The organism is Microbispora sp. NPDC004025, from assembly GCF_053604425.1.
On record NZ_JBSGHN010000015.1, the window covers coordinates 202,745 to 223,109 of the forward strand.

At 74.1% G+C, this 20,365-nt stretch carries 16 protein-coding genes; 8 read left to right on the plus strand and 8 right to left on the minus strand.

The features are described from left to right. Window positions 1-33 precede the first annotated feature (33 nt). Window positions 34-2,562 (minus strand): DNA gyrase/topoisomerase IV subunit A, encoded by a 2,529-nt coding sequence (locus tag ACWEQG_RS31385; protein ID WP_452290250.1) that lies wholly within the window; start codon window positions 2,560-2,562, stop codon window positions 34-36. Between the two features lie 187 nt (window positions 2,563-2,749). After that, window positions 2,750-3,325, minus strand: coding sequence for a GNAT family N-acetyltransferase (locus tag ACWEQG_RS31390; RefSeq protein WP_363465350.1), 576 nt, complete (start codon window positions 3,323-3,325; stop codon window positions 2,750-2,752). 96 nt (window positions 3,326-3,421) lie between these two features. On the opposite strand from ACWEQG_RS31390, the gene ACWEQG_RS31395 reads away from it, so the two are divergent. Together ACWEQG_RS31395 and ACWEQG_RS31400 are read left to right on the plus strand one after the other, a co-directional pair. Beyond that, on the plus strand, window positions 3,422-5,533 hold the full coding sequence (locus ACWEQG_RS31395) for a RecQ family ATP-dependent DNA helicase (RefSeq protein ID WP_363465347.1): 2,112 nt from the start codon (window positions 3,422-3,424) through the stop codon (window positions 5,531-5,533). 168 nt (window positions 5,534-5,701) lie between these two features. Next, on the plus strand, window positions 5,702-6,280 hold the full coding sequence (locus tag ACWEQG_RS31400) for a hypothetical protein (protein ID WP_452290252.1): 579 nt from the start codon (window positions 5,702-5,704) through the stop codon (window positions 6,278-6,280). A gap of 24 nt (window positions 6,281-6,304) precedes the next feature. Here the strand turns inward: ACWEQG_RS31400 and ACWEQG_RS31405 are convergent, their stop codons facing one another. Continuing rightward, complete coding sequence (locus tag ACWEQG_RS31405; protein WP_452290254.1) at window positions 6,305-7,198, minus strand: carbohydrate kinase family protein; 894 nt, start codon at window positions 7,196-7,198, stop codon at window positions 6,305-6,307. Between the two features lie 277 nt (window positions 7,199-7,475). Between ACWEQG_RS31405 and ACWEQG_RS31410 the strand changes: the two genes are divergently transcribed. The 4 genes from ACWEQG_RS31410 to ACWEQG_RS31425 all read left to right on the plus strand — a co-directional run bounded on the left by ACWEQG_RS31410 (window position 7,476) and on the right by ACWEQG_RS31425 (window position 12,968). Then, complete coding sequence (locus ACWEQG_RS31410) at window positions 7,476-10,112, plus strand: bifunctional acetate--CoA ligase family protein/GNAT family N-acetyltransferase (RefSeq protein WP_452290256.1); 2,637 nt, start codon at window positions 7,476-7,478, stop codon at window positions 10,110-10,112. A gap of 82 nt (window positions 10,113-10,194) precedes the next feature. Then, window positions 10,195-10,788 carry a DUF5998 family protein gene (locus ACWEQG_RS31415; protein ID WP_452290258.1) on the plus strand — a complete coding sequence of 198 codons (594 nt, stop codon included), beginning with the start codon at window positions 10,195-10,197 and terminating at the stop codon, window positions 10,786-10,788. A 29-nt stretch (window positions 10,789-10,817) separates the two neighbouring features. After that, entirely contained in the window at window positions 10,818-12,014 is a 1,197-nt protein-coding gene (locus ACWEQG_RS31420; protein WP_452290260.1) for an alkaline phosphatase family protein, read from the plus strand. Window positions 12,015-12,155: 141 nt separating this feature from the next. Next, window positions 12,156-12,968 (plus strand): sulfurtransferase, encoded by an 813-nt coding sequence (locus tag ACWEQG_RS31425; protein ID WP_452290262.1) that lies wholly within the window; start codon window positions 12,156-12,158, stop codon window positions 12,966-12,968. A gap of 33 nt (window positions 12,969-13,001) precedes the next feature. Here the strand turns inward: ACWEQG_RS31425 and ACWEQG_RS31430 are convergent, their stop codons facing one another. The 5 genes from ACWEQG_RS31430 to ACWEQG_RS31450 form a co-directional block, all read right to left on the minus strand. Next, the gene (locus ACWEQG_RS31430; protein WP_452290264.1) at window positions 13,002-13,982 is read right to left on the minus strand and encodes a threonine ammonia-lyase; all 981 of its coding nucleotides are present in this window, start codon (window positions 13,980-13,982) and stop codon (window positions 13,002-13,004) included. A gap of 118 nt (window positions 13,983-14,100) precedes the next feature. Beyond that, window positions 14,101-16,689, minus strand: coding sequence for a CHAT domain-containing protein (locus tag ACWEQG_RS31435; protein ID WP_452290266.1), 2,589 nt, complete (start codon window positions 16,687-16,689; stop codon window positions 14,101-14,103). Further along, complete coding sequence (locus tag ACWEQG_RS31440; RefSeq protein WP_452290268.1) at window positions 16,686-17,138, minus strand: hypothetical protein; 453 nt, start codon at window positions 17,136-17,138, stop codon at window positions 16,686-16,688. Before ACWEQG_RS31440 ends, ACWEQG_RS31435 begins: the two co-directional genes overlap by 4 nt. Continuing rightward, window positions 17,135-17,659, minus strand: a complete 525-nt coding sequence (locus ACWEQG_RS31445; RefSeq protein ID WP_452290269.1) for an RNA polymerase sigma factor — start codon at window positions 17,657-17,659, stop codon at window positions 17,135-17,137. Before ACWEQG_RS31445 ends, ACWEQG_RS31440 begins: the two co-directional genes overlap by 4 nt. Window positions 17,660-17,703: 44 nt before the next feature. Then, window positions 17,704-18,723, minus strand: coding sequence for a S8 family peptidase (locus ACWEQG_RS31450; RefSeq protein ID WP_452290271.1), 1,020 nt, complete (start codon window positions 18,721-18,723; stop codon window positions 17,704-17,706). A 192-nt stretch (window positions 18,724-18,915) separates the two neighbouring features. Between ACWEQG_RS31450 and ACWEQG_RS31455 the strand changes: the two genes are divergently transcribed. Together ACWEQG_RS31455 and ACWEQG_RS31460 are read left to right on the plus strand one after the other, a co-directional pair. Beyond that, complete coding sequence (locus ACWEQG_RS31455) at window positions 18,916-19,413, plus strand: DUF3145 domain-containing protein (RefSeq protein WP_179155579.1); 498 nt, start codon at window positions 18,916-18,918, stop codon at window positions 19,411-19,413. A 148-nt stretch (window positions 19,414-19,561) separates the two neighbouring features. Then, the gene (locus ACWEQG_RS31460; RefSeq protein WP_452290273.1) at window positions 19,562-20,317 is read left to right on the plus strand and encodes a hypothetical protein; all 756 of its coding nucleotides are present in this window, start codon (window positions 19,562-19,564) and stop codon (window positions 20,315-20,317) included. Window positions 20,318-20,365 lie beyond the last annotated feature (48 nt).

The window sequence follows — 20,365 nt, forward strand, 5'->3', positions numbered from 1 at the left end:
CCCGCCGCCCGCGGCGGGCGGACTCCGTGACGGCTACGAGACCGGCTCTTCGCCTCCGGTGTCGCCGGTGGTGGCCATGCCGCCCTCGGTCACGGCGGCCTCGTCGTCGCCGTCCGCGCCGAGCGCGCCGCCGATCGCGGCGATGGCGTGCACGAGGCGCACACCCGAGCCGTCGCGGCGGCCCAGCTCCTCCGGCAGCGGCACCGGCTTTCCGGTCGAGGAGACGGCCTTCACCGGAGCCGGGCCGGCGTAGGCGAGCAGCAGGACGTCCTCGCCCTTCAGGAAGCGCTGGGCGCGGACGCCGCCGGTCGCCCGGCCCTTCGGCGGGAAGTCGGCGTAGTCGGAGACCTTGCCCGCGCCCATCTGGGTGCCGGGCAGGGCGGTCGAGGAGCCGGCGACCGTCACCACACGCGCCTCACGGGCCGGATCGACCACGCCGAAGAAGACCACCTTCGCGTCGCCGTCGAGGCGCACGCCGGCCATGCCGCCGGCCGGGCGTCCCTGCGGCCGGACGACCGAGGCGGGGAAGCGCAGCAGCTGCGCGTCGCTGGTGATGAAGACCAGGTCGTGGTCGGCGGAGGTCAGCTCGGCGGCGCCGACCACCACGTCGCCGTCGCGCAGGCCGATCACCTCGAACTCGTCGCGGTTGACGGGATATTCGGGCACGACCCGCTTGACCACGCCCTGGCTGGTGCCGAGCGCGAGGCCCGGGCCGTCCGGGTCGAGCGAGCCCAGGCCGACGACCTTCTCGTCCGGTTCGAGCGAGACGTACTCCGACACCGGGTGCCCGCCCGCCAGTGTGGGCGGGTTGGCCGAGGGCGGCAGCGCGGGCAGGTCGAGCACCGAGACCCGGATCAACCGGCCCTTGGAAGTCACCACGCCCACCTCGCCGCGTACGGTCGAGCGGACCACCGACACGAGCACGTCGTGCGCCGTGCGCTCGCCCTCGCCGGAGATCGGCGTGGCGTCGGTCGTACGGGCCAGCAGGCCGGTGGACGACAGCAGTACCAGGCAGGGGTCGTCGGGCACCTCCAGCGGCACGACGGCGCTCCTGGCGGCCTCCGACGACTCGAGCAGGACCGTGCGCCGCGGCGTGCCGTACGTCTTGGCCACCTCGGCCAGCTCGGACGACACGACCTTGCGCAGCCGGTCCTCCGAGCCGAGGATCTCGTTCAGCTCGGCGATGTCGGCCAGGAGCCGCTCCTTCTCCCGGTCGAGCTCCAGCTTGTCGTAGCGGGTCAGGCGGCGCAGCGGGGTGTCGAGGATGTAGTTGGCCTGGATCTCGCTCAGCTCGAAGGTCTCCATGAGCCGCGCGCGGGCCTGCGCCGTGTCGTCCGAGTTCCGGATGACCCGGATGACCTGGTCGATGTTGAGCAGCGCGATGATGAGGCCGTCGACGAGGTGAAGCCGTTCCTCGCGCTTGCGCAGCCGGTACGCCGAGCGCCTGCGCACGACGTCGAGCCGGTGGTCCACGTAGACCGACAGCAGCTCGCGCAGGCCGAGCGTGCGCGGCTGGCCGTCGACGAGGGCGACGTTGTTGATGCCGAAGGTCTCCTCCATCGGCGTCAGCCGGTAGAGCTCCTCCAGCACGGCCTCGGGGTTGAAGCCGTTCTTGACCTCGACGACCAGGCGCAGGCCCTTGTGCCGGTCGGTCAGGTCCTTGAGGTCGGCGATGCCGGTGAGCTTCTTGACGTTCACCAGCTCCTTGATCTTGGTGACCACCCGCTCGGGGCCCACGTTGAACGGCAGCTCGGTGACGACGATGCCCTTGCGGCGCGGGGTGACCTGCTCGATCGTGACCTTGGCCCGCATCTTGAAGGTGCCGCGGCCGGTCTCGTACGCGTCCCGGACGCCGCCCAGGCCGATGATCGTGCCACCGGTCGGCAGGTCGGGGCCGGGGACGAAGCGCATGAGCTCGTCGAGTGTGGCGGTCGGCTTCCTGATCAGGTAGCGGGCCGCCGCGATGACCTCGCCGAGGTTGTGCGGGGCCATGTTGGTGGCCATGCCGACCGCGATGCCGGATGCGCCGTTGACCAGCAGGTTGGGGAACGCCGACGGCATGACCGACGGCTCGGTCTCCTGGCCGTCGTAGTTGGGCTTGAAGTCGACGGTTTCCTCGTCGATCGACTGCACCATGAGCATGGCGGCCGGGGCGAGGCGGGCCTCGGTGTACCGCATCGCGGCCGGCAGGTCGTCGGGAGATCCGAAGTTGCCGTGCCCGTCCACCAGCGGCAGGCGCATCGAGAACGGCTGCGCGAGCCGTACGAGCGCGTCGTAGATGGCCGAGTCGCCGTGCGGGTGGAGCTTGCCCATCACCTCGCCGACAACGCGGGAGGACTTGACGTGTCCGCGGTCGGGCCGCAGGCCCATCTCGCTCATGGAGTAGAGGATGCGGCGCTGGACGGGCTTGAGGCCGTCGCGCGCGTCGGGCAGCGCGCGCTGGTAGATCACCGAGTAGGCGTACTCAAGGAAGCTCGTCCGCATCTCCGCGGAGACGTCGATGTCGACGATCCGCTCCTCGAAGTCCTCGTCCGGCGGGGGTGTCGTCGTGCGTCGGGCCATGTCGTGGTTTCCTGCGTGTCGAGGAGCCGGGCCCCGGCCCGTCGGAGCCGGGGAAGGTCAACGTCGGTGGTGCGTCTCGAACATTCTGCCGAGAGTTCACCCTGTTCGCGACTCACACCATATCGCCGGGCCCGCGCCCGCCGTCCCGGCTTCCCCGACGGCACAGCCCTTGCGGCCCCCGGGAGGGTCAGTCGCGGGGGCCGGCGCCGGGCCAGGGGCCGGGCGTCTCGCCCTCGTCCTCGTCACCCGGGACGTTGAGCTTCTCGTCGTAGATCCGGAAGCCGCGGGCCTTGTAGTTCGCCAGCGCCGCCGGTCCGTCGAGCGAGCAGGTGTGCACCCAGACCCGCCGCGTGGCCTCCCGCCCCGGCCAGCGCTCGGCGAGGTCCCAGGCGCGTGCCGCGGCCTCGCCCAGCAGCCACCCGCCGAGGCCCTGCCCGATGGCGTACGGCAGCAGCCCGAAGTTGACGATCTCGACCGTGCCGTCGTCCTGGGCCCCCAGTTCGGCGTACCCGGCGGGGGTGCCGCGCACCCAGGCCACCCAGGTCTCGACGCCCGGCCGGTCGAGCCAGTCCTTCCACTGCTTCCAGGTCCACGGCAGCCGGCTGGTCCACTGCCAGTCGCCGCCCACCGCGGTGTAGAGGAAGCGGCTGAACTCGGGGCTGGGGACCTCGGCGCGGACGACCTGCGCGGGGAGCGCGGGCGGCCGGCCCGGCCGGAGGTCTGCGGGGCTGGTCTGTTCGAGATACCAAGTGGTCACGTCCATAACGGGAGACATCCAACCACGTCGCCCGTACGGGCCGGTGCGGTCGCTTCGCCGTCGCGGCGGAAACGGTCGGCCGGACCTGGTACCAATGGGCGGGTGAGCGAAGAAGAGGTGACGCTGCGGGAAGAGGCCGAGGCCCGGCTGCGGGCGCTCGCCGGCGATCACGCGCGGCTGCGCGACGACCAGTGGGCCGCGATCAAGGCCCTGGTCATGGACCGCAGACGCGCGCTGGTGGTGCAGCGCACCGGCTGGGGGAAGTCGGCCGTCTACTTCATCGCGACCGCGCTGCTGCGCGAGCTCGGCGAGGGGCCCACGGTCATCGTCTCCCCGCTCCTGGCGCTCATGCGCAACCAGATCGCCGCGGCCGAGCGGGCCGGCATCCACGCCGAGACGATCAACTCCGCCAACCCCGAGGAGTGGGAGAAGGTCTACGGCCAGGTCGCCGAGGGCGCGGTCGACGTGCTGCTGGTCAGCCCCGAGCGGCTGAACAACCCCGACTTCCGCGACAACGTGCTGCCCGAGCTGGCCGGCAGCGCGGGGCTGCTGGTGATCGACGAGGCCCACTGCATCTCCGACTGGGGCCACGACTTCCGGCCCGACTACCGCAGGCTCCGCACGCTGCTGGCCGAGCTGCCGCCGGGCATCCCCGTGCTGGCCACGACGGCGACGGCGAACGCCCGGGTCACCCGTGACGTCGCCGAGCAGCTCGCCGTCACCCAGGAGTGGGACGAACTGCCCGGGGGCGAGGTGTTCGTCCTGCGCGGCCCGCTGGAGCGCGAGAGCCTCCACCTGAGCGTCGTACGGCTGGGCGGCGCGGACCAGCGGCTCGCCTGGCTGGCCAGGACGCTGCACGAGCTGCCGGGCTCCGGCATCGTCTACACGCTGACCGTCGCGGCGGCCCAGGAGATCGCGGCGTACCTGCGCGAGCAGGGGCACACCGTCGTGGCGTACACCGGCCAGACCGAGCCGGCGGACCGGCTGGCGGCCGAGGAGGACCTGCTCGGCAACCGGGTCAAGGCGCTGGTGGCGACCTCGGCGCTCGGGATGGGCTTCGACAAGCCCGACCTGGGCTTCGTGGTCCACGTGGGCGCGCCCGCCTCGCCGGTGGCCTACTACCAGCAGGTGGGCCGGGCCGGCCGCGGCGTCGAGCGGGCCGAGGTCATCCTGCTGCCCGGCCCCGAGGACCGGGAGATCTGGGCCTACTTCGCCTCGCTCGCCTTCCCGCCGGAGGGCGTGGTCAGGGCCACGCTGGAGGCGCTGGCCGAGGGGGGAGTGCTGTCCACCGCCGCGCTGGAGACGAGGGTCGACCTCAGCCGGAGCCGGCTGGAGATGATGCTCAAGGTGCTCGACGTGGACGGCGCCGTACGCCGGGTCAAGGGCGGCTGGGAGGCCACCGGCGAGCCGTGGAGCTACGACGCCGAGCGCTACGCCCGGGTGACCGCCGAGCGCCGGGCGGAGCAGGAGGCGATGCTCGGATACATCGCGACCACCGAGTGCCGGGAGCAGTACCTGCGCCGTCACCTCGACGACGAGTCGGCGACGCCGTGCGGCAGGTGTGACAACTGCACCGGCGCCCACCGTTCCGCCGAGGTGCCGGACGAGGCGGTCCGGTCCGCGCACGAGCGCCTCGCGCGCCCCGGCGTCGAGATCGAGCCGCGCCGCCAGTGGCCCACCGGCCTGCCGGACCTGAAGGGCCGGATCAAGCCGGAGCTGGGGGCGGAGCCGGGGCGCGCGCTCGGCCGTCTGACCGACATCGGCTGGGGCACCCGGCTGCGCGAGCTGTTCGCGGCGGGGGACGGCCCGGTCCCCGACGACGTGTTCGCGGCCGTGATCGAGGTGCTGAAGTCGTGGGAGTGGGAGCGGCGCCCGGTGGCGGTGGTCGCGTTGCCGTCGGGCACGCGGCCGCTCCTGGTCGGATCGCTCGCCGAGCGGCTCGCCCAGGTCGGCCGGCTGGAGCATCTCGGGACGCTCGGCTACCGCAGCGGGCCGCCCGCGGCCAGGCACAACAGCGCCCAGCGGGTGGCGGCGATCCGGGGGACGCTCGCGATGCCGCGTGACGTCGCCGCGAGGATCGCGGCGGCGGGCGGGCCGGTGCTGCTGGTGGACGACCGCGTCGACACCGGATGGACGATGGCGCTTGCCGCCGCCCAGATCCGTCACGCCGGGGCGCCCGCCGTGCTGCCCCTGGCCCTCGCCGTCACGAACTGACGCCCTGGCCGTCACGAACTGAGCGACTCCCGAGCCCGGCCCGGGGCCGGACCTCGCGCCCCTGACACGCAGGGACGGCGAGCCGGGATTCGGCTCCGGGACAGGCCAGGGTGAGGTCAGGGTGAACGCCCCATCCCGGGGCGGGGCCCGATCACCACACTTGTCGCCATGAGATCACTTGTTGCGGCTCCGGTCCTGGTCGGCGCGTACGGCGTCGCCCGCGTCCTCGACGGTCTCGACGGCAGCCGGGGACCCGGCCCGGCCTGGACCGTGGGGCACCTGTTCTTCCTGGCGGCGTTGGTCCTCTTCGTGTGGATCTTCGGGCGGCTCCGGACGCTGGCCGGCGGCGGGCTGACCGCCACGGCGGGTTACGCCGCCGGTCTCGCCGGTGCGCTGGCGCTGGCCGCGCAGTTCACGATCGACATCGTGGTCGGCTTCCTGTCCGCCGACCATGACGCGATGGGGCCGCACTTCGAGGCCGTCAAGGCGATCCCGGGCGTCGAACCGGCCGTCTACACCGTCGTGCCGTTGCTGTTCTACGTGGGCATGGTGACGTTGGTGGCCCGGCTGGCGTCCCAGCTGCGGGTGCCGTGGTGGAGCCCGGCGCTGGTGCTCGTGCAGGCCGTGCTCCCGCTGGCGAACAAGGACCTGATCCCGCTGGGAGCCGCGCTGCTCCTGCTGGCCTTCGTGCCGCTGATGCGCGTGCGGCCCGCGCGGCCGGTCGCGCTCGCGCGCAGCCCGTTCTGAATCGGACCTCTCCGAACGGGAAGGTCAGAGCCGGGGGCGGGCGCCGAGATTGGAGATGCACCTGGCGGCGAGGGTGTTGCCCGCCGCCAGCGCCTCGGCGGCCGGCTTGCCGTCGAGCCAGACGGGCAGGAAGCCGGCGGTGAAGGCGTCACCGGCGCCGGTGCCGTCCACCACGCGGTCGACGACCTCGCCGGGCGCCCGGACCGGCTCGGGACGGTTGTTGGAGTACCAGAGCGAGCCGTCGGCGTTGAGCTTGATCACGACCTGGGGGAACCAGGCGGTCAGCACCTTGGCCGCGGCGGCGGGGTCGTCCCTGCCGGTGAGCACCTTGGCCTGGTCGGCGTTGGCGAACAGCAGCTTCGCGCCGTCGGTCCACTCCAGGAAGGGCTCGGCGCCGGTCCGCTCCAGCGGGGCGGAGGAGGCGCAGTCCACCGAGATCGACATGCCGGCGCGCCGGGCCATGTCGAGCGCGGCGAGGCCGGCGTCGCGCGACCCCTCGTTGATCAGCGTGTAGCCGGACATGTGCAGGTGGCCGCCGGAGGCGAACAGGTCGCGCGGCAGGTCCTCGGGCGACAGCGCGGCGTTCGCGCCGGGGTCGGACAGCATGGTCCGCTCGCCCTTGTGCGTGACGAGCACGACGCAGGTGCCGGTCGGCCGCTCGGGGTCCATGACGAGCCGGGCGTCCACGCCGTACCCCATGAGCTCCATGTCGCGGTTGCGGCCGGTGATGTCGGCGCCGCGGCGGCCGATGAAGGCCACCTCCGACCCCTCCACGGCGAGCCAGGAGGCGATGTTGGCGCCGGAACCGCCGCCGTGCATCGTGACGACGGCCGGGGTGTCGCTCGCCCTGGCAAGAGGGAACTTCGCGCGGGCGACCGCGTCCGTCATGAGATCGCCCACCACGACGACCCGCGTCATGATGTCACCACCTTGCCAACTGCTAGTGGAGGCGAGCCATGCCCTGGGAGGGGCGGCGTTCTCTCCGTGCTGTGAGGCTGACGTCCAGAAACCTAACAGCTTCCAGGGGCGTCGTGGGGTGGGGAGCGGACAGACGGGCACAGTCGATGCACAAGCGTTGCCCAATTCGTCTCGTCACGGCTGGTAGATCCCTTATAAGCGGTCTCGCGAGACGGGCCCGTCAGTCGTAACGAATCTCTCAATCCAGGCCAAGCCAGGCACCGCTAGCCTCGATTGCGTGGACCCTCAGTACCCCGCCCACTGGGAGGCGGACGTCGTGCTGTCGGACGGCGGCACCGCGCACGTCCGCCCGATCAGGCCGGACGACGCCGACATGCTGCGCTCGTTCTACTCACGCCTGTCCGCGGAATCGATCTACTTCCGCTACTTCGGGCCACGGCCGCGGCTGACCGACAAGGATGTGGTCTGGTTCACCAACGTCGACTACGACAACCGGGTCGCCCTCATCGCCACGATCGGCACCGAGATGGTCGCGGTCGTACGGTACGACCGGGTGCAGCCGCGCGACCACGCCGAGGTGGCCTTCCTCGTCGAGGACGCCCACCAGGGCAGGGGCGTGGCCTCGGTGCTGATGGAGCACCTGCGGGCCGCCGCGCGCGAGCGCGGGATCAAGACGTTCATCGCGGACGTGCTGCCGGGCAACCACCGCATGATGGGCCTGTTCCGCCAGGCGGGCTACACGGCGCAGAGCCAGTTCGAGGACGGCGTCGTACGTATGACGCTCGACCTGTCCAGCACCGAGACCGCGCTGGAGGTCCGGCTCGCCCGCGAGCATCGCGCCGAGGCGCGCTCGATCGCCCGCCTGCTGACGCCGGAGTCGGTCGCGGTCATCGGCGCGAGCCGCGAACCGGGCGGAATCGGCCAGACGGTCCTGCGCAACCTGCTCGCGGCCGACTTCACGGGGCCCGTCTACCCCGTCCACCGGCACGTACGGGCCGTGGCCGGCGTGCGGGCCTACCGCAACGTGTCCGCGATCGACGGCGAGGTGGATCTCGCCGTGCTCGCGGTCCCCGCCGAGGGCGTGCTCGAACTGGTCGAGGAGTGCGCGCGGAAGGGCGTGAAGGGCCTGGTCGTGGTCTCCTCCGGGTTCGGCGAGACCGGGCCGGAGGGCCGGGCACGCCAGGAGGAACTGGTCCACATCGCCCGGGGATACGGCATGCGGGTGGTGGGGCCCAACTGCCTGGGCATCGCCAACACCGATCCCGCCGTCCGGCTCAACGCGACGCTCGCGGCGACCCTGCCGGGGCGGGGGAGGGTCGGGTTCTTCAGCCAGTCGGGCGCGCTCGGCACCGCCCTGCTGCAGCGGGTGGCGCAGCGCGGCATGGGCATCTCGACGTTCGTCTCGGCCGGCAACCGGGCCGACGTCTCCGGAAACGATCTCCTCCAGTACTGGGAGGAGGACCCCGCGACCGACGTGATCCTGCTGTATCTGGAGTCCATCGGGAACCCGCGCAAGTTCACCCGGCTGGCCCGGCGGATCTCCCGGTCCAAGCCGATCGTGGTGGTCAAGTCGCGGGGCGTCCCCGGCGGGCACCGCGCGCCGGTGCTCGCCCTGCCCGACACCGCGCTCAGCTCGCTGTTCGCGCAGGCCGGGGTCATCCGGGTGGACGACCTGGTGCAGCTGTTCGACGTCGCCGAGCTCCTGGCGCACCAGCCGCTGCCGGCCGGACCCCGGGTGGGCGTGGTCGGCAACTCCGACGCGCTCACGCTGCTCGCCGAGGAGGCCTGCGCCGGCGCGGGCCTGGAGCCGCGCCCGCCGGTCAACCTCGGCGCCCAGGCGGGGGCGGGCGAGTTCGCCGAGGCGCTGCGGAGCGTGCTGCCCGAGGTGGACGCCGCCGTCGCGATCTACATGCCGCCGATTCCGGGCGACTGCCGCGAGGTGGCCGAGGCGCTGCTGGAGGCCGCTCGGGAGTCGGGAAAGCCGGTGCTGGCCACCTTCCAGGGACAACTGGGCATGCCGCCGGAGCTGCGGGTGCCGGGCGGCCCGGGCGACGAGTCCCCCCAGCGGGGGTCGATCCCGTCGTACCCCGCCCCGGAGGAGGCCGTCCGCGCGCTGGCCCACGTGGTGCGTTACGCCCACTGGCGCCGGCAGCCCCCGGGCACGGTCCCGTACGTCGAGGGGATCGACACGGCGGCGGCGCGGCGGATCGTCGACGCCGAGCTCGCCGGCGAGGGGGCGGACGGCGAGGAGCGGGAGATCGACGCGACGGCGCTGCTGGCCTGCCACGGCATCGAGGTGTGGCCGGCGTACGTCGCGGCCGACGCCGATGAGGCCGTCGTCACCGCCGAGCGGATCGGCTGGCCCGTCGTGGTCAAGTCGGCGGACCCCGAGGACGCCCGTCGCGCCGGTACTGTGCGCATCGGCCTCACCGAGCCCGCCGGAGTCCGGCAGGCGTACGCGGACCTCGCGGCCCTGCTCGGGCCGGACACCCCGCTCGCGGTGCAGCGCATGGCGCCGCAGCCCTCGGTGCCGACCGTCGTCGGCGTGACCCAGGACCGTTACTTCGGCGCGGTCGTCACGTTCGGCCTCGGCGAGGTCACCGCCCGGCTGCTCGGCGACCAGGCCTACCGCCTCGCGCCGCTCACCGCCGAGGACGCGGCGGGGCTGGTGCGGTCGGTCCGCGCCGCGCCGCTGCTGTTCGGCGAGTACGGCTACCAGGCGGTGGCCGTGGAGGCGCTGGAGGAGCTGCTGGTGCGCGTGGGGCTGCTGGCCGACGCCCTGCCCGAGGTCGCCCGGATGGACCTCGACCAGGTCCTGGTGAGCGCGACGGGCGTGGCCGTGCTCGGGGCGCGGGCCGTCCTGCGGCCGGTCACGGCGCTGCGCCCCGACGTCGGCCCCCGGCGGCTGAGCTGATCGGCCGGGCGCCGGGAGCCGGGCGGAAAACCCGTACCGCCGGGGTGTGAAACAGGTGTCCCTTACAGGGCAGGATGGACCCATGAGGGAAACCCGAGTCTCCGCCGCGGGCTTGCGCGAGGCCATTGATCGCAGCGGCTACTACCCGGATCTGGTGGCCGACGCCGTCGACTCCGCGCTCGGCAGCGAGCAGGTCACGGCGTACGTCGTGCATCACGAGGCCACGTTCGACCCGGCGATGGAGGTGCGCAGGCACGTCACGGTCCTGGTCCTTTCGCCCACCCGGCTGCTGGTCTGCCACACGGACGAGCACCCGCCCGCCGAGGGCATGCCCGCCTCGCACGCCTCCACCACCACCGAGGCGGTGCGGCTCAGCCGCATCCAGTCGGTCGCCGTGACCAGGGTCGTGCCCGACCCCGCGTCGTACGTGCCGGGCGTCCCCCCGACGGAGGTCACGCTGACGATCGGCTGGGGCGCGATCTCCCACGTCGATCTCGAACCGGCGACCTGCGGCGACGAGAACTGCGAGGCCGACCACGGCTACACCGGCGCGATCACGGCCGACGACCTGTCCCTCCGGGTCAGCGAGGCGGCCGACGGCCCCGAGGCCGTCACCCACGTGCTGGCCTTCGCGAAGGCCCTGTCGGAGGCCACCGCCACGACGGCGACTTCCTGACCGCCCTCCTCGAGCCGCCGGGAGGCGACGTGAGCGACCCCCAGCCCCCCGCGACGTCTGCCGTGACGCCCTCGGGAACGTCGTCCACCGCGTCTCCCGTGGTGCCGCCGGCCACGCCCGTGCCGTACGTGCCCGCGTACGGCACGGCCTCGCTGGCCGATCTACCGGGCTCGCTGCTCGCCTCCCTCGGGCTGCCGGGCGCCGCGAGGCTGGCGCTGGAGCCGGCCGCCCGGGTGTGCCTGTTCCTCGTGGACGGCCTCGGGGCCGAGCTCCTGGCCGCGCATCCGGGCGCCGCGCCGTTCCTGTCGGCCCACCTGCGCGGGACGCTGACGGCCGGCTTCCCCTCCTCGACCCCGACCAGTCTGGCCACCCTGGGCACCGGCGCCGATCCCGGGGAGCACGGCATGATCGGCATCCAGATGGCCGTCCCGGGGGAGGGGCGGCTGTTCAACTGCCTGCGCTGGACGGCACCCGGCCCGCCGATCGACCCGGACGTGTGGCAGCCCGCGCCGACCGTCTACGAACGCATGGCGGCGGCCGGGGTCGATCCCGTCTATGTGGCGCCCGCCTCGTTCGACGGCACCGGACTGACCCGCGCCGTCTACCGGGGGATGCGCCACCGGGCGGCCGAGACCCCCGGCGAGCGCGTCGAGGCGGTGCGGGAGGCGATGCGCGAGAGCGGGTTCGTCACCGTCTACTACGGCGACGTCGACCGCGTGGGGCATTTCCACGGGTGGGGCAGCGGGGAGTGGCTCGAGAAGCTCGCCGTGGCCGACCGCATGGCCGAGCGTATCGCGGAAGGCCTGCCGCCGGGGGCGGTCCTGTACGTCACGGCCGACCACGGCATGGTCAACGCCACTGACAAGGTCGACGTGGATCTCCGCCCCGACCTGCGGGAGGGCGTGCTCATGCTGGGCGGTGAGGCCCGCGTGCGGCACGTCTACACCTCCCCCGGCGCGGCGGGTGCGGTGCTGGAGACCTGGCGGGAGGCCCTGCGCGGGCGCGCCTGGGTGGTCACCCGCGAGGAGGCCGTCGCCGCGGGCTGGTTCGGCCGCCGCGTCCGCCGCGAGTGGCTCGGCCGGGTCGGCGACGTGGTGGCCGTGCCGTACGGCGAGTGCGTGATCGTGGCCTCGGCCGACGAGCCGGTCGAGTCGTCGATGATCGGCTACCACGGCTCGCTGACCTCCGCCGAGCAGAACGTCCCGCTGGTGGAGATCCGCCGCTGACGCCTTCCGCGAGATCCGCCGCTGACGCCCGTTCGCGAGATCGCCGGGGGCGCCGGCGGCGGGGATGCGCCGTCGCCGGCCCGCCGCACGGCACAATGGCTGCGGCACCGTCCGACATCGAGCCGAAGGCGAGGGGATGGCATGAGCCCGCTGATCACTCCTGAGGAGCTCGCCGCGATCGGCGACGCCGTGATCCTCGACGTCCGGTGGCGGCTGGGCGGACCGCCCGGCATCGAGGCGTACCGCGAGGGCCACGTTCCCGGCGCGGTCTTCTGCGCCCTCGACGCCGATCTCGCCGCCCCGCCCGGACCGGCCGGACGGCATCCGCTGCCCGCGCCGGAGGCGTTCCAGGAGGCGATGCGCCGCCTCGGGGTGTCGCAGGACCGGCCGGTGGTCGTCTACGACGAGGCCGACTCGACGGCGGCGGCCAGGGCCTGGTGGACGCTGCGTTACTTCGGCCACGGCGACGTGCGCGTCCTCGACGGCGGGCTGCGGGCCTGGACGCGGGCCGGGCTGCCGGTGACCAAGGAGGAGGGGCCCGTGCGGCCCGGTGACTTCACGGCGCGGCCGGGAGGGATGCCGGTGCTCGACGCGGGCGGGGCCGCCGCGCTGGCGGCCGACGGCGTGCTGCTCGACGCCAGGGCGGCCGAGCGCTACCGGGGCGAGGTGGAGCCGATGGACCCGGTCGCCGGGCACATCCCCGGCGCGGTCAGCGCTCCGACCGGTGAGAACGTCGAGCCCGGCGGGCGGTTCCACGCCAGGGAGTTCCTGCGTGAGCGCTTCAACAGCCTCGGCGCGGTCGAGGGCGTGCCCGTCGGCGCGTACTGCGGGTCCGGGGTCACGGCCGCCCACCAGGTGCTCGCGCTGGAGATCGCCGGGCTGCCGGCGGCCCTGTACGTCGGCTCGTGGTCCAACTGGGTCGCCGATCCCGGCAGGCCCGTCGCCACCGGCTGACGGGCCTCACGCGGTGGTCCCGGCGGGCAGGGGTCAGGACCCGTGGGCGGGAGCCGCGCCGACCCAACGGCGATAGGCGTCCATGTCGACGTTACTGCCGCACACCACGGTGACCACGTGCCGGCCGGCGAAGCGGTCGCGATTCTCGAGGATCGCCGCGATGCCGAGCGCGGCCGACGGTTCGACGACGAGGCCGGCGTGGTCGAGGAGCATCCGCATGCCGGCGATGATCGACGCCTCCCGGACCAGCACGCAGTCGTCGGCGACCACGAGGAGGTCGTCCAGGACGGCCCGGATGGGACGTCGGCTGGCGACGCCGTCGGCGATGGTGTCGGCCGAGTCGGTGGTGACGACGCGCCGTCGGCGCCACGAGTGTGTCATCGCCGGTGCGCCCAGCGGCTGGACGCAGATCACCTCGACTCCGGGCGCCGAGGACTTCACCACGTGACCCACACCGGTGGCCAGCGCCCCGCCGCCGAGAGCGATCAGGATGGTGTCGAACGAGGGCGCGGTGTCCGTCAGCTCCAGGCCGATCGTCGCCGCGCCTTCGCAGGTCTCGATGTCCAGGCTGTCCTCGACCAGGCGGATGCCGTCGTGGCGCGCGATGGCCGCCGCCCGCTCGCGAGCCGTGTCGAAGTCGCCGTCCACCAGCTCCAGCCTGGCGTCCAAGGCACGGATGCGATCGAGCTTGGCCGCCGGCGCGAAGCGGGATGCCACGACGGTGACGTCGAGCCCCCGGCCGCGACCGGACCAGGCGAGGGCCTGGCCGAGGTTGCCCGCGCTGGCGCACACCACGGCCCGCGAGCCGTTCCCCGCGAGCAGGCTCGCGATCACCTCGGTGCCCCGGGCCTTGAAGCTGCGCACCGGGTTCGCCGTTTCGAGCTTGACGCTCACCGCGCACCCGAGGACGGGCTCCAGCGCCTCGCAGCGGTAGAGCGGAGTGTCGAGGAAGAGCGGGTCGATCACATGGCGGGCCGCCCGGATCCGAGCGGTGTCGAGGCGCGTCTCCTGCACGGCACAGCAGCGTAGCCCCGTCGGCGCCGTCCGGTCCGGGCGAACTGGTCCCGTACTGGGAGGCGTGCCACCGGCGGAGGGGGCATGCCGTGCGGTGACCGGATGGGACGCGTGCGGGTCAGGCGGTGCCGAAGGGCGCGTCGCCGGTGCCGAAGCACACGAAGCCCGGCACGGCCGTCTTCTCGGCCGCCCGGGCGAGCGCCTCGGCGGGGGATCGGCCCTCGGCCAGCAGCGTGTGGAAGAGCGTCATGAGCGCCAGAGCCTCGTCGTCGCGCACCGGCACGACCCCGGCCACCACGCACCCCGCCACTCCGATGTGCGCGGCGCGGTCGAGGAAGGCCCCGGCGAGGCCCAGCGCCGCGCCGTCCACCGGGGCGTGCGCCATCCCGGCGTCGCAGGCCGACAGCACGACGAGGCGGGGGATCCGCCGCGCGGTCAGCAGGTCGTAGGCCATGAGCGGCCCGTCGTCCAGCGTGATCCGCGACAGCATGGGCCCGCGTGGGGTGAACATCCCGTGGGCGGCGACGTGGAGCACGTCGGCCACCTCCAGCGCGCGGAGCACCTCCGCCCTGGTGGCGCCGGCGCGCCGCGCCCGCGCGTGCGCGGCGACGACCATGTCGGCCTCGGCGGCGGCGTGGTCGAGCCCAGGTCCCGCCACCGACAGCACCACAGGGGCGCCGGCCGGGCCGGGGCGCGGGGCGAGCCACCCGGTGGCGTCGGCCGCCACCGACACCGGCCGCCCGCGCAGCGAGGGAAGCAGTGGCCAGGGCAGCGTGCACAGCGCTCCGGTGGGCACGACCGTCACCGGCCCGCCGGGCGGGCTCCCCGCGCAGGTGAGCGTGCCGGGACCGGACAGGAGAACGCGGTCGAGCGCGGACAGCTCGCGGGCGACCGCCTCGCCGGCCGCTCCGTGGCGGGCGTCCGCGTCGCCGGGGGTATCGCGGAGGTTGCGGCGGCGCAGGCCGTACCGGATGCGGACGGTCGCCTCCACCGCGGCCTGGTAGGAGCCGAGCGCGCGCAGCGCACACCCTTCCGGGCCGGCCGTGACGGCGAACAGGTCGTCGCCGCGCCGCACCAGCTCCACCAGGATCCCCGCCCCGGCGGGCGGGGCGCCGGGAGCCCGGAACGCGGGAGCCGCCGCGCCGCGCACGACCGCCCGGCACCGCTCGGCCCATTCGAGCACCGGCCGGGCGTCTCCCGTCCGCCCGGCCCGGTCGAGGGCGATCTCCCGGCCGAACGCGGCGAGGTCCTCGGCCGGCCGCGCCGCGTGCACCCGCAGTTCCGCGTCCCCCGCCGCGTCCCCCGCCGTGTCTCCCGCCGTGTCTCCCGCCGTGTCCCGTGCTGTGTCCCGTGCTGTGTCCCGTGCTGTGTCCCGCGCCGTGCCGTGCTCCCGCGTCCCGGCGTCGTGCACGGCCTCGATGCCCCGCGCCGCGGCGGCCAGGGCCCGGTCGAGGTCACCGTCCAGGCGGTGCCGCATCGCCGCCGCGTGCCAGCGCACGAGGGGGCGCGTGGCGCCGGCCGCGACGAGGTCGAGCTGGGCGCGGGCACGCGTGATCGCACCCAGCCGTACGGCGGCAGCGGCGGCGGTGAGCCGCAGGGCCGCCGAGGCTCCCGGCCAGCCGCACGCCGCGAGGTCGTCGGCGCAGTCGACCAGTTCGGTGACCAGGCCGGAGAGGCCGTCGCGCGCGCCGGGGCCGGCCGGCGGGGCGGTCGCCGTGGTCCACGCGAGCCGGGCGCGCAGGACGACCTCCCTGGCGAGGGGCAGCCAGGCCGTCCTGCCCTGCGCGTCCAGCTCGGCCAGCGCCTCGCGCGCCGTGGTCTCGGCCAGCGTGGCGTCCCGGGCGAGGAGCGCGGCCTGGGCGAGCAGCAGCCGCGCACCGGGGACCGCCGCCTGCGCCCCGGCCGCCACCAGCTCCGGGACGGCCTGTTCGAGCAGCGTGCGCGCCTCGCCCGGCAGCCGCGCCGCCACCAGCGCCTCGGCGAAGTCCGTGCGCATCGCGGCGAGCCGTTCCGGGTAGCCGAACAGCGTGGCCTCGGCCGCGCGGTACCGCGCGAAGGCGGCGGCGACGTCGCCGCGCCGCGCGGCCACGAACGGCAGGTTGCCCTCCGCCAGCATCGCGACGTGGTCCAGGCCCGCCGACCTCGCGACCCGGGCGCATTCGGCCAGGTCGGCCTCGGCCTCGCCGTACCGTTCGAGGTAGGTGTGGGCGAGGCCGCGGTTCAGCAGCCCGCCCGCCCGGAAGCGGGGATCGTCGTCCAGCAGGCCGATCGCCCGGTCGCAGTGCCGCACGGCCTCCGCGTGCCGTCCCAGCAGGATCAGGGCGACCGACCGCTGCACGCCGAGCCTGGCCAAATCCGTCCCAGCGAGGTCCCGCTCGGCGAGGTCGGCGAGGCGCAGCCCGCCCTCGGGGTCGCCCAGCTGGGCCCGGACCGTGACGAGCGACATCCGGGCCTGCGCCACGCGGCGCGGGAACCCGTGCCCCGCCGCGATCGCCTCCTCCAGCCGCTCCCCGGCGAGTTCGAGGTCGCCCAGTTCGCGGGCCGCGAGCGCCGCCGCGCGCAGCGCCACCGAGGCCGCCTCGCCGTACGCGCCCGCGGGTCCCGGCCGCCCGGTCAGGTCCAGTACGGCTCTCGCCTCCGCGAGTGCCAGCCGGGGGTCGGTCCCGGACAGGCGCACGGCGGCCTCGGCCCTGGCCAACGGGGTCATGGGCGTACGTGGATCCAGCGGGTGAAGACGGGCGCGTGGCCGGGCCGGTGGCAGACCACGCTGACCCATCCCGGCGGCAGGCCGGCCACCGCGAAGTGACCGCCGGCGGAGGGCACGCGGACCTTGGCGATGTGCGGGGTGCGCACCTCGATCCTGGCGTCCGGGCCGGGGACGGGGGACACCTGACCTGCCACCTCCATCCGCCCGCCGCTGACGGCCGTCTCGACGTCGATGACCAGGCCGTCCGCGCTGAACCTGCGGACGCCGGCCTGCGCCGTCCCGTCCGCGGAGCGGGCCCCCGAAGGCGCGGCGACGTCGACCGCCCCGGCCGGCACGCCCCCGGGGACCCGCAGGGCGAAGACCGCCCGGGCGGCGGCCGACACGCCTTCGGGCACCGGATCGGCGCCCGCTCCCATCCGCAGGGCCGCCAGCAGGTATTCCTCCCTCACCGGGCCTCCTCCTCGACGAGGGCGCGCAGGCGCGCCATGCAGCGGGCCCGGGTGGGGCCGATGCTGCCGACCGGCAGGTCGAGCCGGACCGCTATCTGGGCGTACCTCGCCTCGGGGTGGAGCACGTAGAGGCGGATGAGCGACCGGCACGGCTCGCCGAGCAGGTCGAGTCTGCGCCACACCTGCCTGCCGAAGTCGGCGTCCACCACCGCCGCCGTCGGATCGGGGAGCGCCGTGTCCGGCACGTCCAGGTCGGAGGCCACCTCTCCGCGGGCCCTGCGGCTGAGCCGGGCCGCCTCGTGCCGTGTCGTGGTGACGAGCCACGCGCCGATCCGCCCGGGGTCGCGGATGGCGTCCGCGTTCTCCACGAGCCGGAGCCAGGCGCCCTGCACGGCGTCGGCGGCGTCGGCGGCGCTCAGCCCGAACGCCCGGGCGACCGCCCACATCCTGCCGTCGAAGCGGGCGACCAGGTCCTCCCAGGCGGCCTGGTCGATGATGGCGAACGAGTTGTCTTTCGGCATTCGTCACTCTGTGCGCTCGGGGAGATGCTTTTCGTGACGGAACCCTATCGATCCCCGTCCGCCACGACCACCCCGAGATCGGCGATGCGCCGCCCGCCGCCGAGCAGGCGTCGTACGGCCCGGTCCGCCGGCGCCTCCCGGCACAGGCGGGCGAGCGCGCCGGTGACGAGGGCGGCCGCGAACGACGTGCCGCTCCAGGTCGCGTAGCCGCGGAAGTCCCCGTATTCGAGGAAGCTGCTGGTCAGATCGACACCCGGCGCCCAGACGTCCACCCATGGGCCGTACGCGGAGAATTCGGCCCTGGCGTCCCCGTCGAGCGCGCCGACCGCGATGACGCCCGGCAGGGCCGCGGGCCAGAAGGGACGCGGCGACGCCGTGTTGCCCGCGCACGCGACCACGGCGGGAAAACCCGCGAGCGCCTCGGCCAGCCCGAGAGGCGGCGCGTCGTCGAAGGTGTGGCCGCCGAAAGAGAGGTTGACGACGTCGGCGCGCGCGCCGCGCAGTGTGGCGAGCGCGCGCAGCAGCGCCGCCTCGTCGCTCACGCCGTCGCTGTCGAGGAGGCGCAGGACGCGCAGCCGGACGCCGGGCGCCTGCCGCAGGATCAGCCCGGCCACGAACGTCCCGTGCCCGGCCTGCCGGTCGCGCGCCCCGTCGCCGTCCGCGTCGGGTGTCTCGGCGATGTCGTCGCTGTACCACCGCGCGAGCCACGGATGCGGCGCCAGTCCGGTGTCGAGCACGGCCACGGTGACGTCGCACTGCTCGCCCGGCGCGTACGGCGGCGCCGCCGCGGGCGCGGGGAGCCCGCCGGGCCCGCCGAAGAACAGCGGCTGGCCCGTCAGCAGGTGGTTGGGGGAGGCCGGATGCCCGCGGTCGCGGAGCACGGCCGTCAGGTCGATCACGTCGGTGCCCGGCGGCAGCCGTACGCGGTGGACGCGGCCGGCTCCGGGGAGGGGCTCGGCGGCCAGGGCCCACCGGGCGACGGCCGCGGGGGAAGAGGTCAGGAGCTCGTCCGGCCGGATGAGGACGGGCCGTCCTGGGAGGGGTTCGACGAGGCTGCTGCGCATGGGGGAGACCTTCCGTGACGGTTACGGAACGCGTCCTTCCCGATTCGGTTGGTCACCAAGCGCCAATCGGTATGACCCCCCTCTGGTGCCGGACTGCGACGGACGGTAGTCTCTCCTACAGTCATCCAACCGTGATCATTCCAAGTGTGAGGCCGTTGGGGAAGGCGCACCTCATGCGAATTGGGAGGTCCGGTGGCTGCTGCTCGTGGCGTCCTGTACGTCCACTCGGCTCAGCCTGCGCTGTGCCCGCACATTGAGTGGGCCGTCGCAGGCGTTCTTGGCGTGCCCGTCGACCTGACGTGGACCGCCCAGCCCGCCGCGCCCGGGACCCTGCGGGCCCAGGCCGAGTGGGAGGGGCGTCCCGGCACGGCCGCGGCGATCACGTCCTCACTCATGGGCTGGCAGCGCATTCGCTTCGAGATAACCGAGGACGCCTCGCCGGGCGTCGACGGCTCCCGGCACGCCTACACGCCGACGCTGGGCGCCTTCACGGCGGTCGTCGGCGCGAACGGCGACATCCTGATCCCCGAGGACCGCCTGCGCAACGTCATGCTCATGGCGGCCCAGGGACGGGTGGTCCTGGAGGAGGAACTCGACCGCCTGCTCGGCAAGCAGTGGGACGAGGAGCTGGAGTCGTTCCGCTACGCGGGCGAGGGGGCCCCGGTCCGCTGGCTGCACGCCGCCGTCTGATCCTGTTTCGCGGCGGCTGTTTTTCGCGGATCGTGATAACAAGTCACCCTTGCGCCTTGTGAAAACCACATAGAAAGCCGTCTTTTTCGCAGATATACCGGGACTCATCCACGTCCGCACCCCCCGACGCGGACCCGAGGAGGAGTCCATGAGCGTTCTTGCCCGGCGCCTGGCGATCGGCGTGGCGGCGGTGGCGCTGCTGGCCGGCACGGCGGCGCCCGCCCAGGCGACGGCCGCCTACGACTACCATCCGAGCGACGCCGACTGGGCCGACTGCCCGCGGCTTCCGGCCGGCGCCGCTCCCGACACCTGGAGCTGCATCTTCATCATCACGGTGGGTGGTTCGATCAAGCTGGGCTCGATCACCCAGGACATCAGCCGGCCGCTGCGGATCACCGTGGCGCAGGGCAAGCTCGCCGACGGCAGCACGGCGGCGGCGTTCGGCAGTGTCGTGGGCGGCCGGATGAAGGTGCCCGGCGGCCTCATCGGCAAGCCGTTCGAGGTGCCCAAGCTCACCGACGTGTACGTGGAGACCCAGGGCACCGGGAAGGTCGAGGCCGGCCCCGTCTTCCCGACCGACGTCGGCATCAAGATCCGCATGATCCATTCACTGCTCGGCAAGAAGTGCTACATCGGGAGCGACGCCGCCCCGATCACGCTGAACCCCGAGATCACCTCGCTGGACCTGACGTCCATCGACGACACGCCGGTCTTCAAGGCCACGGCCACGGACACGACGTTCGCCGTGCCGAAGGCGTCGGGCTGCGGCCTCGACTGGGGCCTGGTCAACACGGCGGTGAACCTGCGGGCCGGGCTGCCCTCGCCCGGCGGCAGGAACGCCGCCGACTTCCAGTGGTTCGTCCGCGGCAAGTCCTACCTGGAGCTCCCCGAGCTCACGTCCTGACCTCGCCCGCGTCCGCCCGGCCCGTGGCGTACGGACCGGGCGGACCGT

What these genes read in the sequence shown, in the direction of transcription:
- ACWEQG_RS31385 (WP_452290250.1), bottom strand. Translation starts at nt 2,562, where the DNA reads ATGGCCCGACGCACGACGACACCCCCGCCGGACGAGGACTTCGAGGAG.
- ACWEQG_RS31390 (WP_363465350.1), bottom strand. Translation starts at nt 3,325, where the DNA reads ATGGACGTGACCACTTGGTATCTCGAACAGACCAGCCCCGCAGACCTC.
- ACWEQG_RS31400 (WP_452290252.1), top strand. Translation starts at nt 5,702, where the DNA reads ATGAGATCACTTGTTGCGGCTCCGGTCCTGGTCGGCGCGTACGGCGTC.
- ACWEQG_RS31405 (WP_452290254.1), bottom strand. Translation starts at nt 7,198, where the DNA reads ATGACGCGGGTCGTCGTGGTGGGCGATCTCATGACGGACGCGGTCGCC.
- ACWEQG_RS31415 (WP_452290258.1), top strand. Translation starts at nt 10,195, where the DNA reads ATGAGGGAAACCCGAGTCTCCGCCGCGGGCTTGCGCGAGGCCATTGAT.
- ACWEQG_RS31425 (WP_452290262.1), top strand. Translation starts at nt 12,156, where the DNA reads ATGAGCCCGCTGATCACTCCTGAGGAGCTCGCCGCGATCGGCGACGCC.
- ACWEQG_RS31435 (WP_452290266.1), bottom strand. Translation starts at nt 16,689, where the DNA reads ATGACCCCGTTGGCCAGGGCCGAGGCCGCCGTGCGCCTGTCCGGGACC.
- ACWEQG_RS31445 (WP_452290269.1), bottom strand. Translation starts at nt 17,659, where the DNA reads ATGCCGAAAGACAACTCGTTCGCCATCATCGACCAGGCCGCCTGGGAG.
- ACWEQG_RS31450 (WP_452290271.1), bottom strand. Translation starts at nt 18,723, where the DNA reads ATGCGCAGCAGCCTCGTCGAACCCCTCCCAGGACGGCCCGTCCTCATC.
- ACWEQG_RS31460 (WP_452290273.1), top strand. Translation starts at nt 19,562, where the DNA reads ATGAGCGTTCTTGCCCGGCGCCTGGCGATCGGCGTGGCGGCGGTGGCG.